We start from the raw sequence: 17,339 nt of genomic DNA on the forward strand, positions 1-17,339 counted from the left end.
AGTGGAGGAGATCGCCCCGATCGTGGAGCAAGGAGGTGCCCGGTGTTCCTGGGTACGCACACTCCAAAGCTCGACGAAAAAGGCCGCTTCTTCCTACCGGCGAAGTTCCGCGACGAGTTGGACGACGGGTTGGTCATCACCAGAGGCCAGGACAGGTGTCTGGCGATCTACCCGACCGAAACCTTCGTGGAGACGACCCGGGAGATCGCTAAGGGTTCGGTGAGTGTCAAGAAAGTTCGTGACTACCAGCGCATGTTGGCAGCCGGTGCCAGTGACACCACTCCGGACAAGCAAGGGCGGGTCATGATTCCGTCGATGCTGAGGCGCTACGCCGGTCTCGACAAGGAGATCGTCGTGGTGGGTGCGATCACCCGTGTCGAGGTGTGGGACGCCACCGAGTGGGAGAAGTACTCCGAAGCCCAGGAGGAGATCTTCGCCGACATGAACGAGGAGGTCTTCGCCGAACAGTGATCGCGTGATCCGCGGCTCCGGTCCGACCGGGCCCCCTGACACAACTTCCCCTGTGCCAGGTGGTCCAGCCGGAACGGAACCCCGGACCACGGGTCGTCGACACCGGTCGAAGACGTTGCTGGCAGACCATGCCGGGGAGGGGATGCTCATGGCGACCGATGCCATTGCCGGCGATGCCGTTCACATCCCTGTCATGCGCACCCGCATTCTCGACCTTCTCTCCCCAGCCCTCGAGGGCGAGAACCCCGTTCACCTTGATGGCACCCTTGGTATGGGAGGTCACGCCGAAGCTGTTCTGAAACAGTTTCCTCACGTGCGGCTCGTCGGTATCGACCGGGATAAGCAGGCCCTGGCCATGGCGGGTGCGCGACTCGAGCCGTTCGGGGATCGCGTCCATCTCGTCCATGCCGTCCATGACGAGCTCCCCGAAGTCCTCGATGACCTTGGGCTGGGGCACGTGAATTCGGTGCTGCTCGATCTGGGGCTGTCCTCCCTGCAGATCGACGAGGTGGGCCGCGGGTTCTCATACTCCGTCGATTCCCGGCTGGACATGCGCATGGACCAGTCCGGTGGACGTACTGCCGCCGAGATCGTCAACGCATCCGCCCCAGGCGACCTGGTGCGGATCCTGCGCGAGTACGGCGAGGAGAAGTTCGCCGATCGCATCGTGCGGGCCATTGTCGCAGAGCGGGATCGTCAACCCATTGAGACCTCCGGACGCCTCGTCGACATCATCACCGAGGCGATCCCCGCCGCTGTTCGGCACAAGCGCTCGGGGCATCCCGCCAAGCGCACCTTTCAGGCACTGCGTATTGCCGTCAACCGCGAGATGGAGACCCTTCCAGCGGTACTTCCCCGAGCACTCGACCGGCTCGCCGTCGGCGGCCGGATGGCAGTTCTCGCTTACCACTCCCTGGAGGATCGGCCAGTCAAGGAAGTCTTCCGGGACGCTTGCGCCGACACCGCGCCAGCGGGTCTGCCGATGGTCCCGGAGTCAATGGCAGCCAAGTTCAGCCCTGTCACTCGAGGAGCTGAACGTCCTGACGCCGACGAGGTGTCCACGAATCCACGATCCGCGTCAGCACGGTTGCGGGTCATTGAGCGGGTCCGTCCTGGATTCGTTAGTTCTCAGCATGCGACGAAGGAGAGCCGATGAGCGCCGAACCAGCACCGCGTCCCCACCCGGCCAAGGTTGCCGCAGCGCGTACCGCCCCGCTACGTCCGGTGCTGCGAGCCCTGCCACGGCGGGTTCAGCAGCAGAGGATGGGACGGCTCGGCTTCGCCATCCTCATCGTCGTCATGCTGGCTGCCGGGTTGGCCGGTCTCCTGGTGCTCAACACCACAATCCAGGCACAGTCCATGCAGATTGCCCAGGAGACGCGCAATCTCAACGTCCTGCAGCACCAGCAGGCCGTGCTCGGGGCTGAGGTCGATCACTTGCGAGGACCGCAAAACCTGCAGGAAGAGGCCAAGAAGCTCGGCATGAGGCCGAATCCCTACGGCTCTTACATTGATCTGCGCACTGGCAAGGTGATGGGAACCCAGACGAGGGTTGACGGCAAGGAAGCACCAGGACTCATCGGTGAGACGGCCAAGCCAGAGCTGGGTCAGCCGTGAGCGATTTCCGGCGTTCCACGGGTCCGACCCGGCGTCCCGGTTCCGCCCGACCGCCTGCGCCCGGGCGTGGATCCGCGCCATCGCGCCCCGGTTACCGTCCGGGTCGTCCTGCGTCGAGCGCGAGGCCAGCCCCACGGATGGCCTCCCAACGAGGCCGTCTGACGATCATCATGGCGGCATTCCTCGTGCTCGCGATCGGTCTGGCCAGCCGCGCTCTGCAGTTGCAGGCCATCGAGGCTCCTGCGTACGCGGCCTCGGCGGCCGCGCGGATGAAGTACACATACGACCTGCAGCCCGACCGCGGACGGCTCACTGATCGCAATGGCACCGTCATGGCGCAGACTCAGCCGGCCGTGTTGGTATTCGTCGACCCTCGCATGATCTCGCGCAATGGCGTTGACGAGCGGGTCACCATGAGTCGTACCCAGCGGGAGAAAGCCGCTGCAGCCCCCAAGGCGATTGCCAAGATCCTGGCCAAGCACCTCGGCGGACGTCCGGAGGATTACCGCAAGGCTCTCACGGCCACCGACTCCAAGGGCAATCTCAGCCGCTACTCGGTGGTGCGTCACCACGTCGACAGCTACACCTTCGACCTCATCAAGAAGGACATGAAGGAGGGGGAATGGTACGGGATCTTCAGCTCGAATGACCCGATCCGCACCTATCCCTCCGGGAAGGTGGCGTCCAATGTCGTCGGATTCGTCAATGCCGAGGGCAAGGGCGCTGGCGGCTTCGAACACAGCCACGACAAGGCCTTGGCAGGTGTGCCCGGAAAGGAGTCCTACGAAGCTTCGACGTGGGGACGCATCCCGCTGGGATCCAACACCCTCGTTCCTGCCGTCAATGGCACCAGTTACGCTCTGACCCTTGACGCACAGCTACAGCTCATGGCCCAGCAGGCACTGGGCACGGCCATCAAGAACGCCAAGGCCAAGAGTGGCGAGATCATCATGATGGACGTGACGAATGGCGAGGTACTCGCCATGGTGTCGATGCCCACCTTCGACTCGAACAAGCCGGGGAAGGCCAAGGAGAGCCAGACCCGCAATCGGACCATCCAGGATGCCTACGAGCCGGGGTCGGTCCAGAAGGTACTGACGATGGCCGCCCTCACCGACCAGGGAGTCCTCACTCCCGATACCCACATCGTCGTTCCTCCGGCCTTGTCCTCCGGGGGCGGCAAGATCACGGATGCCGAGCCCCACGGCACCGAGCACCTGACCGCTCGCGGTGTTTTCGTGCACTCCTCGAACATCGGGACGACCCTCTTCGCCCGAAACCTCGACAAGGGGACGATGGCCTCCTACCTCAAGTCCTTCGGCCTAGGGGCACCTACCGGGATCGGTCTTCCCGGCGAGGCCCACGGCCAGATTCCCAAACCGGACATGCCCGACTACACCCGTGACCAGGTGGCCTTTGGCCAGGGGTTGTCGGTGACCGCGATCCAGGAGGCTGCTGCGGTGGCTGGCATCGTCAACGGTGGTGTATACCACTCCCCGACGATCATCAAATCAGCTGTCGACGGTCACGGTGAACCTGCTGAGATCCCTGACACGACGACCCGCCGAGTGATCTCCCAGCAGGCTTCCGAGCAGGTCCGCGACATGATGGAGAACGTCGTCTCGACGGCCAAGGGCCGACCGATCCCGGATTACCGAATGGGGGGAAAGACGGGTACTGCGCAGCGTGTTGACCCGCAATGCCACTGCTATCGCGGTTACATCTCCTCATTCATCGCCGTCGCTCCCATCGAGAAGCCGCGTATTCTCACCTATGTCGTCATCAACCAGCCCACCAACGGACACACAGGTACGGAGGTGGCGCAGCCGGCGGCGCGGCAACTGATGTCCGTCGCCCTGCCGCGCTACGGTGTGCAACCGTCCACCGACAAAGCGCGCAAGGAACCCTTGGAGTACCAGCCGTGAGCCCTGAACCCACTCCCACCCTCACATCACCTGCAGACACCGCCCTGCGGCCTTCGGAGGTGAATTCCATTGCGTGGGGTGATCTGGTGGCCGAGCTCGACGGGTGTCGGGCCGATGAGAACGGTCCTGCGATCAGCGGGATCACCCTGGACTCCCGTCAGGTACGTCACGGCGACTTGTACGTCGGTCTGCACGGTCTCCACGCCCATGGGGCTCGATTCGCTGGCTCGGCAGCACAGTCCGGTGCGGTGGCAGTCCTCACTGACGACGAGGGTGCGACCCTCGCTGCGGATGCCGGTGTGCCGATCATCGTCGTCCCGGATCCCCGGGCTGCGATGGCGGTCGCGGCTGCCAAGATCTTCGGCCATCCCGCTGATGCCATGACGATGTTCGGTGTCACTGGTACCAATGGCAAGACGACGACGGCCTTCCTGGTGGAGGCAGGTCTGCGAGCTGCTGGACGCCACGTCGGGACGATCGGGACGATTGGGTTCCAGCTCGACGGTGTCGAGTTGCCGAGCGCTCGTACCACAGTGACGACCCCGGAAGCTCCGGATCTCCAAGGTCTCTTCGGCGCCATGGCTGAGAGGGGAGCGACCGACGTCGTCATGGAGGTCTCCTCCCACGCCCTCGCCCTGCAACGGGTCGACGGCACCCGTTTCGATGTCGCTGCCTTCACCAACCTCGGTCGCGATCATCTTGACTTCCACAAGACCCTCGATGATTACTTCGAGGCCAAGGCTCGTCTGTTCACCTCGAACCTGGCCCGGCTCGGCGTCATCAACGTTGACGACCCGCGTGGACGTCAACTCGTCGAGAGGATGCAGGCCAGTGGCGTCACGGCCGTGACGACGTCGATCCACGAACCCTCCGACTATCAGGTGACGTCGTGGCATCCGGGACCGCACGGGGCCGTCCTCGAGGTCACGACCCCGTCGGGGGAGCGCACTCTCGAATTGTCCCTGCCCGGTGAGTTCAACGTCCGCAACGCGGTCATGGCCCTGGCAATGCTGGAGGCCGCAGGGCTCTCCTTCGACGAGGTTGCGCACGGATTGTCGTCTGCTCAGGTGCCAGGTCGGATGGAGCGCGTCGACCTCGGCCCTGACTCACCGACCGCTCTGGTCGACTTCGCGCACACTCCGCAGGCGATTGCCTCCGCCCTTGATGCGGCACGGTCCTCGGTCGACGGGGGGCGTCTCATCGCCGTCCTGGGTGCTGGGGGAGACCGTGACGCCGCTAAGCGTGGCCCCATGGGTGATGTTGCGGCTGAGAGGGCCGACGTCGTCATCATCACCGACGACAACCCACGTACTGAGGATCCGGCAACGATCCGCGCAGCGGTGTTGGAGGGTGCCCACGAGGCCGCCGAGGATGGTGTCATCGTCGTCGATGGCGGACGCCGTCGTGAGGCGATCAACGAGGCCTTGAGAATGGCCGAGGTCGGAGACGTCATCTGCGTGCTCGGCAAGGGGCACGAGACCGGACAACATGTTGGCGGCGAGGTGCTGCCATTCGACGATCGTGAGGTCATCCGAGCTGAATGGCGCACCATGGCTCGGCAGGTCGAGGAGGATCAGACCCGATGAGAGTTGTCGACATTGCCACCCTTTCCCCATGGGTCGGGGCCGAACCGGTTGACGGCTCTGCGCAGGTGGGCCCCGACGTCGTCATCGACACCCGTGAGGTGACTCCGGGGGCTCTCTTCGTCGCTCTGCCTGGCGCCCGGGCGGACGGACACGACTTCACGAAGGCTGCTCAGGAAGCTGGCGCGGCTGCCGTGATGGGTACGCGCGCCACCGACGCCCAGTTGCCGCACCTCATCGTTGACGACGGCCAGGCCGGACTGTCTCGATTGGCCCGTCACGTCGTGGGCACCGAGCGATGCCGTGGTCTGCGGACCATTGCTCTCACTGGGTCCAGCGGCAAGACGAGCACCAAGGACATGCTGGCCCAGGTTCTCGAGGCCTTTGGCCCGACGGTGGCTCCGGTGGGGTCGTTCAACAATGAGATCGGCGTGCCCCTAACGGCATGCCGCGTCAACGAGGAGACCGCATTCCTCGTCTCCGAGATGGGGGCTCGCGGACTCGGCCACATTTCGTGGCTGACCTCCATCGTCACCCCCGACGTCGCCATGGTCCTCAACATCGGGACCGCCCACCTGGGCGAGTTCGGATCCCGTGAGGTCATCGCCCAGGCCAAGGGCGAAATCGTCGAGGCTCTCAGCTCTGACGGCTGGGCTGTCCTCAATGCTGCCGATGAACTGGTGGCTGGGATGGCCCCGCGGACCAGTGGCCACATCGCATGGTTCAGCCCTGATGCCGATCACCGGCGCCCGGATGCCGAGGTCGAGGTGTGGGCGGAGTCGATCACTTCTGACGATCTGGATCGTCACTCCTTCACCCTGGGTGTTCGCAGGGGCGAGTCGACCTGGACCAGTCGGGTCCGGTTGACGACGATGGGGGCCCACCAGGTCGCCAATGCTGTTGCCGCCACTGCTGCAGCGCTGGCAGCTCTGGAGCTCAATGGCGCTGTCGACGGGGACACTGTCGGTCGCATTGCCGAGGCCTTGAGCAAGGCTGTGTCGCGGTCTGCCATGAGGATGCAGTTGCGTGAGCGAGCTGATGGCCTGGTGCTGGTTGAGGACTGTTACAACGCCAACCCTGACTCGATGGCTGCTTCCTTGAAAGCCATGGGTCACGTCCTCGCGACTCGCCGGGCCGCTGATCCCCAAACCCGTGGCATCGCTGTGCTTGGCGACATGCTTGAGCTCGGCAAGGATTCCCCTGAACTCAATGCCGAATCAGGTCGACGTGCTGCTCAGGTCGGGTTTGACGTCGTCATCGCGGTCGGTGATGAGGCCGAGAACATTGCTGCCGGCGCGTGCGCAGAAGGCGCACATGTGTTCGTCACCACCGTGGAAGAGGCTGCTGAGTCGCTAAGTTGGACCTCGCACGATGTCGTTCTCCTCAAAGCATCCCGAGGCCTGGCGCTGGAACGGGTGGGGCGCGCTGTGTTCGAGGATAGGGAGGCCCAGGCGTGAAGAACATCCTGCTCGCCGGCGCGGTGTCGATGATCGGCACCCTTGTCGGCACGCGATGGTTCATCCACTGGCTCGCCGCAAGAGGATACGGCCAGTTCATTCGCGACGACGGCCCGACCACCCACAAGACGAAGAAGGGCACCCCGACCATGGGCGGTGCCGTCATCATTGTGTCGGTTCTGTTAGCCTACATCGTCGCGCATCTAGTGACCTGGACCCACCCGACTCTCTCAGCCGTAATGGTCCTCTGGCTCTTCGCCGGTCTGGGATTCATCGGATTCCTCGATGACTGGACGAAGATCTCCAAACAGCGCTCATTGGGCCTCAAACCCAGGGGAAAACTGCTTGGACAGGCGTTTGTTGCCGTCACCTTCGCCATCGGAGTGATGTACTTCCCGGATACCCACGGAGTCACTCCGGGTTCCTCGGCGATCTCATTCCTGCGCGACATCTCCTGGCTTCATCTGCCTGTCTGGTTGGGCATCATCTGGGTGATCCTGCTCATTGCTGGTAGTTCCAATGCGGTGAACCTCACCGACGGCCTGGACGGGTTGGCGACGGGGGCCACCACCATGGTCTTCGGCGCCTACACTTTGCTGAGCATCTGGCAGTTCAACCAGTGGTGTTCGCGTCCGACTACTGCCGGCAACCATTGCTACGCAGTGCGTGATCCGCACGACATCGCCGTGGTGGCCATTGCCATCGCAGGAGCCTGTTTCGGTTTCCTGTGGTGGAATGCGAAGCCGGCCAAGATCTTCCTTGGTGACACCGGGTCCCTGGCTCTCGGTGGCGCTGTTGCGGGTATGGCTGTCGTCAGCCGTACCGAATTGCTGTTGGTCATCATCGGCGCACTGTTCGTCATCGAGACGATCTCGGTGATGCTCCAGGTGAGTGTGTTCAAACTCACCGGTGGAAAACGAGTTTTCAAGATGGCCCCGTTGCATCACCACTTCGAGTTGAAGGGGTGGGCTGAGGTGACCGTGGTCATCAGGTTCTGGATCATTTGCGGTCTGGCCGTGTCGGCCGGCCTGGGAATCTTCTACGCAGAATGGGTGGCGGGACAGTGACGTTCTCCGGAAAGGTTGATCTGAGCTCGGCCGACCGGCTGTTCGACTGGTCGGGAGTACACGTCGTCGTCGCCGGTCTGGGTACTTCTGGTTACGCCGCTGCCGACGCCCTGCTCGAGCTCGATGCCACGGTGCTCGTGCTCGACGACTCCGACGACGATGGTCATCGCGACAAAGGCGGGCTGCTCGAGGTGCTCGGTGCCGAGGTGCGACTGGGGGCTGGGGCGGCAGCTGAACTTCCTGAGGGCACCGACCTCGTCATCGTGTCCCCGGGGTGGCGTCCGATCCAGTCCTTGGTGGCCAGTGCTCTACTCCAGGGGATTCCAGTCTGGGGAGAGCCAGAACTGGCCTGGCGTCTCATGCATCCGGACCGCGTCGTCCCGTGGCTTGCCATCACTGGCACCAATGGCAAGACGACGACCACCCAGATGACCGAGTCGATTCTCAACGCGGCGGGGTTGCGAGCCTGCGCCGTCGGTAACATCGGTCGGCCCATCCTGGAGGCGATGGCCGACGAGATCGACTACGACGTCTTCGCCGTGGAGCTTTCCAGCTTCCAGCTGCACTGGTCGAATTCCCTCTCCCTGCACTCGGCTGCCGTCCTGAATCTGCAGCAGGATCATTTGGAGTGGTATGCCCACGAGGATGACCCCTTCGCCTCCTATGCGGCTGACAAGGCTCGGATCTATCACCAGGTGACGAATTCCTGCGTCTACAATGTCGCCGACCCCGCGACCGAGCACATGGTCGAGGAGGCAGATGTCGTCGAGGGAGCTCGCGCCATCGGCTTCACTACCGGAATCCCCGGCCCCTCCATGATCGGTGTCGTCGATGATCTCATCGTCGACCGTGCCTTCGTCGACCAGCGGGCGACCTCCGCCATGGAGCTGGCCCACCTCGATGACGTCCGTCCTTTCGCCCCACACAATGTCGAGAACGCCTTGGCGGCAGCTGCCCTGACTCGCTCCTTCGGCGTGCCGGCCCGCGCCGTGGGTCAGGGTCTGCGCGACCTCCACCTTGGCGGGCACCGGATCGAGACCGTCCATAAAGCTGGTGGCATCACCTGGGTCGACGACTCCAAGGCCACCAACCCTCACGCCGCGAACTCCTCGATGCGCGCCTTCGAGCACATCGTGTGGATCGCCGGAGGCCAGGCCAAGGGCACCAACTTTGACGACCTGGTCACCACCCACGCCGAGAAGCTGCGCGGAGCCATCGTGCTGGGAACCGACCGTGACGTCGTCGCCAAGTCCTTGGCCGAGCACGCCCCGCATGTCCCCGTCGTCGTCATCGATGACATGTCGCGAGAATGCATGGCCAAGGCAGTTCGCGAGGCGGCCGAGATGGCCCGCGCCGGCGACACCGTCTTGATGGCTCCGGGGTGCGCGAGCCTCGACATTTGGCCTGGATATGCTGCCCGCGGTGACGACTTCGTCAGCGCGGCACGACAGATTGACGGGCCGGATGCTGATGGCTGAGAAGTCGGTCGACACCCGGACTCCTCGGCAGATGAATGGAGCCCGACGCCGGACCCCCGCCAGCTGGCTGACACACTTCCTGCGACTCGACAGCGGTGACGGATCCTCAGGTGGCTTGCTGACTCAACCCTTCCTGGATTACTACGTCATCCTCGCCACCACCGTGCTGCTGTGCGGCATCGGAGCGTTGATGGGGTTGTCCTCGTCCTCGGTGTACTCCCAGTCGCTCGGACGCGGGCCCTACCACTTCGCCATTCGCCAGATCCTCTTCCTCGTCGTCGGAGCGATTGCCTCGGCGGTGGTGTCCCGGTTGTCGGAAGCACATCTGCGCCAACTCGGCGGGCTGACCTACGCCGTCGTCTGCCTGATGCTCGTAATGGTGCTGACCCCCCTGGGATCGGACGCTGGCAAGGGGAACCAGTCGTGGCTGGCTCTCGGCCCGGTCAGCCTGCAGCCCTCGGAGTTCGCGAAGTTCGCGCTGGTCCTCATCGGGGCCAGCTACATGGCGTCGCGTCGAGACGAGATGGCGACGTCCAAAGGCGTGGGCATTTATCTTGCGCTGTATGGGGTCATCGGGTTGCTGGTCGTCGCTCAGGGAGACCTTGGGACGACGATGATCATCGGACTCATCATGTTGGCGCAGATGTGGGGATTCGGCGTGCCGAAACGTTATTTGGGCGCTCTCATCGGTCTGGGCCTGCTGGCGATCCTGATGCTCATCGCGATCACTCCCTACCGAGCTCAGCGCGTGCTGTCCTTCCTGCATCCTGACAATGGCGCGACGACCTCCCAGCAGCCGCTCTCGGCGATCTACGCCCTGGCGACCGGTGGCTGGTGGGGGGTCGGCATCGGTGCGTCCCGTCAGAAGTGGGGAGGACTCTACGACGGTGCGCAGAACGACTTCGTCTTCGCCGTCCTCGGTGAGGAGATGGGTCTGCTCGGCACCCTCGGCGTGATCCTGCTGTTTACCCTGCTCGTGTGGGCAGGAGTGAGGACGGCGATGCGCCAGGACTCTCTCTTCCGTCGTTCGGCCGCATCGACGGCCACCGCATGGATTGCGGCCCAGGCGATCATCAACATGTCTGTCTCACTGAATCTGTTGCCGGTCGTCGGCGTGCCGCTTCCTTTCATCTCTATCGGTGGATCGGCCTTGGTGTCGGTGTTGTTGGCGGTAGGCATCATCTTGGCGTGTGCCCGTACCGAGCCAGACGCTCGGCGCAGTACTGAGGCTTCCCGACGCACTGAGCCCGCCCGTGTGACGAGTGTCGTCGACGGAGGTAATCGTGGCTGATCTCGACGCCATATCCCATTCCCCCCGAGGAGTACCCATGGTGAACGTTGTTCTGGCTGGCGGAGGAACGGCTGGCCACACATCTCCCCTTATTGCCACCGCGAAGGCTCTGCAGGAGCGTGGCGTCACGGTCTCCTGCATCGGGACGCCGAAGGGTCTTGAGGGACGAGTGATCCCCGAGGCCGGTCTCGAGCTCGACATGATTCCTCCGGTGCCGCTGCCGCGCACGGTGAACGCGGATCTGTTCAAGGTTCCTGGTCGGTTGGCCGGAGCGGTACGGAAGGCAGGTGCGGTGCTCAAGCAGCGCCGGGCTGATGTGGTCGTTGGCTTCGGCGGTTACGTCTCGTTGCCTGCATACCTGGCTGCCAGGAAAGCCAGGATCCCCGTCGTCATTCACGAGCAGAACGCTGTTCCCGGGCTGGCGAACAAGATCGCCGCGCGGTTTGCGGTTTTCGTCGGTACGGCGTTCCCCGACACCCCGTTGCCGAAGGGCACCTTCGTCGGTATGCCGCTGCGCACGCAGATCACTGACCTGGCAGACTCCAGCGACGCGGATCGAGCCGGGCGTTGTGCCCGCGCTCGCGCCGATCTGGGACTGGACACCGACCGTCCCACCCTGCTTGTCTCCGGAGGATCTCAGGGAGCGGTCGCCATCAATGACGCCGTCGTCGCAGCACGTGACACCCTCCTTGCCGACGGTGTGCAAATCCTCCACGTCGTGGGCCCGAAGAACATCAAGGGCAACACCAAGATCGTTGATGAAACGACGGGAGCTGCCTGGCTGCCGGTCGGATATGTTGACGACATGGCCAGTGCGTACGCGGCTGCCGACCTGATGGTGGCTCGTTCCGGAGCTGGAACAGTGGTGGAGACCGCGACCGTCGGCCTGCCGACGATCTACGTTCCATTGCCACACGGCAATGGCGAACAGGCGCGCAATGCCACCTCGGCCGTTGACGCCGGGGCTGGTGTCGTCGTCACGAACGCGGAACTGGATGCCCAGCGGCTCCTCGCCGAGACCGCGCGTATCCATGACGCCGATGCGCTGACCAGAATGTCAGCTGCCGGACGGGGACTCATGCCTGCCCATGCCGCTGAGGAGATGGCGGCACGGGTGATCTCGGCCACCAATTCGAAGTGATCGACCCGACGACTGTTCGAGGAGAAAACTCATGTCATTGCGGGAACCTGTCGAGCTGCTCGGCCCCAGCACCATTGGGCCGGTTCACTTCATCGCCATCGGCGGAGCCGGAATGAGCGGTGTGGCGCGGATCTACCACGACATGGGAGTGGACGTTCGCGGCTCCGACCAGGTCGATTCAGCCAACCTGCGTGATCTGGCAGCTGCTGGGGTCCAGACCTGGGTGGGCCATGACCCTGCCCATCTGGCCGGGGCTCGCACGGTCGTGGTCTCCTCGGCGATCCGTCCTGACAATCCGGAGCTGGTGGAGGCCAATCGTCTCGGCCTGCGCGTCTGGCACCGCTCGGCCGCTCTGGCTGCCCTCATGTTGGGTCGTGAGGGTGTCTCGATCGCCGGTACCCATGGCAAGACGACGACCACCGGAATGGTCGCCACCATGCTCGATCATGCCGGAGCTGATCCGTCCTACGTCATCGGTTCACCGCTGGCATCCACCGGAGAGTCGGCCCACCTGGGTGGGGGGGAGGTCTTCGTCGTCGAGGCTGACGAGTCCGACGGCTCCTTCCTGCAGTACCCCAGCCAGATCGTCGTCGTCACCAATGTGGAAGCTGACCACCTCGACAACTGGGGCACCCCGCAGGCTTACTTCGATGGCTTCATCTCGATGGCAACCCGCCCCGAGGTGCGCTATGTCGTCACCAATGTCGATGATCCGGGGGCGGCCGAGCTGGCGGTTCGCCTGGAGAGCACCGGAACGGTCAAGGTGGTCACCTACGGTGAGTCGGAGCAGGCAGAGGTCCAGCTCGTCGACCTCGACCTGGAGGGCACGACGGCCTCGGCCACCCTCGTCCACGGGTCCACCCGGGGTCGCATCGAACTCCAGGTTCCCGGCCGCTACAACGTCTCCAACGCTGCTGCCGCCTACTGCGTCGGCTCCCTGCTGGGGATTGACCATGACGAACTCCTGACGGGAATTGGCGCCTTCACAGGTACCCTGCGGCGCTTCCAGCTGGTGGGATGCGTCGGTGACGTGGCAGTCTTCGACGATTACGCCCACCATCCGACCGAGCTGCGCGCCACTCTCGGGGCTGCTCGCCGCGCAGTGACCGGACAGGGGAGGGTCATCGCCTGTTTCCAGCCTCATCTGTTCTCCCGTACCCGGGACTTCGCCGAGGAGTTCGGCCAGGCCCTCACCCTGGCTGACCGCGTCATCGTCTCTGACGTGTACCCCGCCCGGGAGGACCCGATTCCTGGGGTCACGGGCGAGATGGTGCACGATGCGGTCATCGCGGCAGGTGGTGATTCCCGCTACGTTCCTGACAAGCAGGACCTCCCGGAGGCTCTTGCCGAAGAGGTGCGGCCCGGCGACCTCGTCATCACCCTGGGAGCTGGAGACGTCACCTTGGTGGGTCCAGTTCTGGTGGGATTGCTGGAGGACAAGTCCTGATGCCGGTTTCCGACATCAACGTTGCCATCGAGTTGCGACGCCGACGCCGCCGACGTCGCAACCAGATCATCGCAGGAATCGTCGCTGCGGTGGTGGTCCTCATCCTGGTGGCGATCTGGGTGGTGCGCAGTTCCTCCGTGTTCAGCGTCGACACCGTCGAGGTTCACGGAACGCATCTGGTCACGGTCTCCCAGGTCGAGCAGGCCGCCAAGGTGCAGAAAGGCCAGCCCCTGGCGCGGGTCAACACTGACGAGGTCGTTGCTCGCGTCACCTCGATGGACATCGTCCACCAGGCTGAGGTGCACCGGAAGTGGCCTCACACCCTCGTCATCGACGTCACCGAGTTGAAGGTCTCGTATCAGGTGAAGACTCCTGGGGGATACCTGTGGATTGACCCCACCGGGGCGATCTTCAACCGGACGGCCAAGCCGACCCCGAAGGTGGTGTGGGCCACGACGTCGTCGGGCAATCGTGCCCTGCTGCGCGACGTCGCAACCGTGGCTGATTCCTTCCCCGTCGAGCTGAGGCGACAGGTCGACCACGTCGAGGCCAAGTCTCGTGACGCCATCGTCGTGGTGTTGTCCGGTAAGCGGACGGTGGTGTGGGGATCGGCGGATCAGTCCGAGCTCAAGGGCAAGGTCACCGCCGCGATGCTCAATGTCAAGGCAACCCGTTTCGACGTCTCATCCCCGGAGCATCCGACCTCTCGGTGAGCAGTCTCAAGCCGGGGTTGAGGGTCGAGGTCAAGGTGGCCTACGGCGTTGGACACCCCTCTGACGTGCTCATACCCTTGCCCTAGACCGGTCCGTCAGACAAGAGTGAGGCAGAACTCCAGTGGCTATTCCATCCCAGAACTACCTCGCCGTGATCAAGGTCGTGGGGGTAGGCGGTGGCGGCTGCAATGCCGTTAACCGCATGATCGAGGCGGGACTCAAGGGAGTTGAGTTCCTCGCCGTCAACACCGATGCCCAGGCCCTCCTCACGAGCGATGCCGACGTCAAACTCGACATCGGCAGGGACCTCACCCGAGGACTGGGTGCAGGTGCGGACCCTGACAAGGGACGTCAGGCTGCCGAGGATCACGCTGACGAGATCGAGGAGTCCCTCAAGGGCGCCGACATGGTCTTCGTCACCGCCGGTGAGGGCGGTGGGACTGGCACAGGTGCTGCTCCCGTCGTCGCCAAGATTGCTCGTTCCCTCGGGGCCCTGACCATTGGTGTCGTGACCCGCCCGTTCTCCTTCGAGGGCCACCGCCGTTCGTCCCAGGCCGAGTCCGGTATCGGCAATCTGCGCGACGAGGTCGACACCCTCATCGTCATTCCCAACGACAAGTTGTTGGATATGACGGACCAGCAGATCGCCATCCTGGACGCCTTCAAACAGGCCGACCAGGTGCTGATGCAAGGTGTTTCCGGCATTACCGACCTCATCACGACGCCGGGTCAGATCAACTTGGACTTCGCCGACGTCAAGTCGGTCATGTCGAACGCCGGATCGGCCCTCATGGGCATCGGACGTGCCTCTGGCGAGGACCGCGCCCGTGCTGCCGCCGAGATGGCCATCTCGTCCCCGCTGCTCGAGGTGTCCATCGACGGTGCTCGCGGCGTACTGCTGTCCATCGCCGGTGGCTCCGACCTCGGTCTGTTCGAGGTCGCCAGTGCGGCCAATCTCATCGAGGCCGCCGCTCACGACGAGGCCAACATCATCTTCGGCACCATCATCGACGATGCCCTCGGCGATGAGGTGCGCGTCACGGTTATCGCGGCCGGGTTCGAGAATGGCCAGCCCACCAGCACCAAGCAACCTGGCATCAGCCAGCGTCCGGCCTCCCGTCCGGCAATGAGCAATCGTTCCTCGGCAGGAGTCTTTGGTACCGGGGCAGCCCCGTCCGGATCTGCCTCCAGCGCGAACCGTCAGGGCGGCGGCAACCAGCAGCCGACCCCGATTCGTCCGCAGACCCAGGGCAGCCCGTTCGGTCATCGTCCCTCCCAGCCGGAGCAGTTGAACCAGCCGGTCCAGCAGCAGGACGAGCGTCCGCAGGTCGATGAGCCCGAGGATGATCTGGATATCCCCGACTTCTTGAAGTGACGTGCTGAGATTCGTCATCGACCCCGACGCCAACAATGGCGTTGGGGTCGCCTTCACGGATCGCGTCGACCCTGCCGGCCGGGGCCTGGGGGGTCACGGTTTTGACGGGTTCAATCTCGGACGCACTGACGAGGATCCCGCCGTTCTCGAGCACCTGGAGGCGCTGCGTGCCCGCCTCGGTCTTGGTCCGGTGATGGTCTGTCATCAGGTGCACGGCAAGGACGTGTGGCGAGTCGGGGCTGACGACGTCGGGGGGTGGACTCCGCAACGCTATCTTGGAGACCGCGTCGCAGGCCAGCGGAAACTCCCCGTCGCTGATGCCATGGTCACCGTCCTCCCCGGGGTCGCACTGGCCATTCGGGTCGCCGATTGCATGCCCGTCGTGCTGGCTGACCCGAAAACTGGTGTCATCGGGGTTGCTCACGCCGGTCGAGTGGGATTCCTGGCGGGGGTCCTTCCGGCCACCGTCAGCGCCATGCGAGACATGGGAGCCACTGACCTGCTGGCATGGGTGGGGCCTCATATTTGCGGCAACTGTTATGAGGTCCCCGCTGACATGGCAGAGCAGGTGTGGGCCGAGTACCCGGCAACCCGGGCCGTGACTCGTCGAGGGACTCCGGCCCTTGATTTGGGTGCCGGCGCCCTGGTCCAGCTGGAGTCCCTGGGCGTGGCAGCAGTCGGGCTTGACCCATGTACTTTTGAGGGACAAGATCTGTTCTCCCACCGGAGGGATCACGGTGCGGGACGTCTTGCCGGCCTGGTGTGGAGGACTTCCAACCCTCGGTGAGGACGGATCGCGCCGGTCCATGATGTGTCAGCAGTTCGCGTGTCTCGTCAAACCGTGGCAATATCCGTGGCAGGCTTGAATGGTGAGATCCCCGTCTTGGGGACGCACCCACGAGAAGGAGCTCCAGATGGCAGGAATCGGCAGGAAGATCGCCTCGTACGTCGGAATTGTCGACGATCGTCGCTACGACGAGGAGGATCTTCCGGACGAGGAGCTCACCACGGAGGTCTACTCCGACGACGGGTACGAGCCATCTTCGGAGGTGACCCAGTTGCATCATCACGACTCCACCGGGCAGCGCGGCAGGGAACACAAGGCGGTCCAGCAGCGTCGCCCGGAACTCGAGGAGCCGAGCATCGCCGACATCAACCGCATCCTGACCGTCCATCCGCGCAATTACAACGAGGCTCGGACGATTGGCGAGCAGTTCCGTGACGGCATTCCCGTCATCATGAACCTCACCGAGATGGACGACGCCGACGCTAAGCGCCTGGTCGATTTCGCTGCCGGTCTCATCTTCGGTCTGCGCGGAACCATCGAGCGGGTGACGAGCAAGGTCTTCCTGCTGTGCCCGCGCAATGTCAATGTCACCCCGGAGGACAAGGCCCGCATCGCCAGTGGCGGGTTCTTCAACCAGTCTTGACGGAGTCAGCCATGATCCTAGCCGGGACCATTCTCACGTGGCTCATTCAGATTTACACGGTGTTGCTCATCGTGCGGATGCTCATGTCTTGGGTGCCGTTGCTGGTGCGCGATTTCGAGCCGCACGGCGCATTGGCAGTGGTGTTTGAGATCGTCTACACGATCACGGATCCGCCGATCAAGTTCTTTGATCGACTTGTGCCGCCGGTGAGGTTCGGCAATGTCGGATTCTCGGTTGGGTTCATCATCGTTTTCGTCCTGCTGGCTGTCCTTCAGAGGCTGGTTGTCGCCCTCTTCTGGTGAGGGGGTTGGCCATACCCCGAAGGTGAGGTTGAGCCTCCCGAG

At 64.0% G+C, this 17,339-nt stretch carries 16 protein-coding genes; all 16 read left to right on the plus strand.

Annotated elements, in window-relative coordinates; translation table 11 throughout:
* Positions 1-42 precede the first annotated feature (42 nt).
* The 16 genes from mraZ (at position 43) to ACP8ML_RS04070 (ending at position 17,297) form a co-directional block, all read left to right on the plus strand.
* Entirely contained in the window at positions 43-471 is a 429-nt protein-coding gene (gene mraZ / locus ACP8ML_RS03995) for a division/cell wall cluster transcriptional repressor MraZ (RefSeq protein WP_015583001.1), read from the plus strand.
* Between the two features lie 142 nt (positions 472-613).
* Positions 614-1,627: a 16S rRNA (cytosine(1402)-N(4))-methyltransferase RsmH gene (gene rsmH / locus ACP8ML_RS04000; protein WP_065673930.1), complete on the plus strand. Its 1,014-nt coding sequence runs from the start codon at positions 614-616 to the stop codon at positions 1,625-1,627.
* A 107-nt stretch (positions 1,628-1,734) separates the two neighbouring features.
* Positions 1,735-2,088 carry a cell division protein FtsL gene (ftsL, locus tag ACP8ML_RS04005; RefSeq protein ID WP_036976532.1) on the plus strand — a complete coding sequence of 118 codons (354 nt, stop codon included), beginning with the start codon at positions 1,735-1,737 and terminating at the stop codon, positions 2,086-2,088.
* Positions 2,089-2,225: 137 nt separating this feature from the next.
* Positions 2,226-4,013, plus strand: a complete 1,788-nt coding sequence (locus ACP8ML_RS04010) for a peptidoglycan D,D-transpeptidase FtsI family protein (protein WP_021108643.1) — start codon at positions 2,226-2,228, stop codon at positions 4,011-4,013.
* Complete coding sequence (locus ACP8ML_RS04015; protein ID WP_446333904.1) at positions 4,010-5,599, plus strand: UDP-N-acetylmuramoyl-L-alanyl-D-glutamate--2,6-diaminopimelate ligase; 1,590 nt, start codon at positions 4,010-4,012, stop codon at positions 5,597-5,599. Before ACP8ML_RS04010 ends, ACP8ML_RS04015 begins: the two co-directional genes overlap by 4 nt.
* The gene (locus tag ACP8ML_RS04020; RefSeq protein WP_221268918.1) at positions 5,596-7,053 is read left to right on the plus strand and encodes a UDP-N-acetylmuramoyl-tripeptide--D-alanyl-D-alanine ligase; all 1,458 of its coding nucleotides are present in this window, start codon (positions 5,596-5,598) and stop codon (positions 7,051-7,053) included. Before ACP8ML_RS04015 ends, ACP8ML_RS04020 begins: the two co-directional genes overlap by 4 nt.
* A complete protein-coding gene (gene mraY / locus ACP8ML_RS04025) occupies positions 7,050-8,120 on the plus strand; it encodes a phospho-N-acetylmuramoyl-pentapeptide-transferase (protein ID WP_016667320.1) in 1,071 nt (356 codons plus the stop codon). The genes ACP8ML_RS04020 and mraY overlap by 4 nt, the downstream gene beginning before the upstream one ends.
* Positions 8,102-9,598, plus strand: coding sequence for a UDP-N-acetylmuramoyl-L-alanine--D-glutamate ligase (gene murD / locus ACP8ML_RS04030; RefSeq protein ID WP_065673932.1), 1,497 nt, complete (start codon positions 8,102-8,104; stop codon positions 9,596-9,598). The genes mraY and murD overlap by 19 nt, the downstream gene beginning before the upstream one ends.
* A 115-nt stretch (positions 9,599-9,713) precedes the next feature.
* Entirely contained in the window at positions 9,714-10,889 is a 1,176-nt protein-coding gene (ftsW, locus tag ACP8ML_RS04035; RefSeq protein WP_171048592.1) for a putative lipid II flippase FtsW, read from the plus strand.
* A gap of 37 nt (positions 10,890-10,926) precedes the next feature.
* On the plus strand, positions 10,927-12,030 hold the full coding sequence (murG, locus tag ACP8ML_RS04040) for an undecaprenyldiphospho-muramoylpentapeptide beta-N-acetylglucosaminyltransferase (RefSeq protein WP_065673933.1): 1,104 nt from the start codon (positions 10,927-10,929) through the stop codon (positions 12,028-12,030).
* A 31-nt stretch (positions 12,031-12,061) separates the two neighbouring features.
* On the plus strand, positions 12,062-13,477 hold the full coding sequence (gene murC / locus ACP8ML_RS04045; RefSeq protein ID WP_065673934.1) for a UDP-N-acetylmuramate--L-alanine ligase: 1,416 nt from the start codon (positions 12,062-12,064) through the stop codon (positions 13,475-13,477).
* Positions 13,477-14,190 (plus strand): cell division protein FtsQ/DivIB, encoded by a 714-nt coding sequence (locus ACP8ML_RS04050; protein WP_004811798.1) that lies wholly within the window; start codon positions 13,477-13,479, stop codon positions 14,188-14,190. The genes murC and ACP8ML_RS04050 overlap by 1 nt, the downstream gene beginning before the upstream one ends.
* Before the next feature lie 121 nt (positions 14,191-14,311).
* Positions 14,312-15,565 (plus strand): cell division protein FtsZ, encoded by a 1,254-nt coding sequence (ftsZ, locus tag ACP8ML_RS04055; protein WP_065673935.1) that lies wholly within the window; start codon positions 14,312-14,314, stop codon positions 15,563-15,565.
* Position 15,566: 1 nt separating this feature from the next.
* Entirely contained in the window at positions 15,567-16,352 is a 786-nt protein-coding gene (locus tag ACP8ML_RS04060; protein WP_117189289.1) for a purine nucleoside phosphorylase YfiH/LACC1 family protein, read from the plus strand.
* A gap of 127 nt (positions 16,353-16,479) precedes the next feature.
* The gene (locus ACP8ML_RS04065) at positions 16,480-16,995 is read left to right on the plus strand and encodes a cell division protein SepF (RefSeq protein ID WP_065673936.1); all 516 of its coding nucleotides are present in this window, start codon (positions 16,480-16,482) and stop codon (positions 16,993-16,995) included.
* 11 nt (positions 16,996-17,006) lie between these two features.
* Positions 17,007-17,297 (plus strand): YggT family protein, encoded by a 291-nt coding sequence (locus ACP8ML_RS04070; RefSeq protein ID WP_065673937.1) that lies wholly within the window; start codon positions 17,007-17,009, stop codon positions 17,295-17,297.
* Positions 17,298-17,339: the final 42 nt, after the last annotated feature.

Source organism: Cutibacterium sp. LaCa_255, from assembly GCF_057458005.1.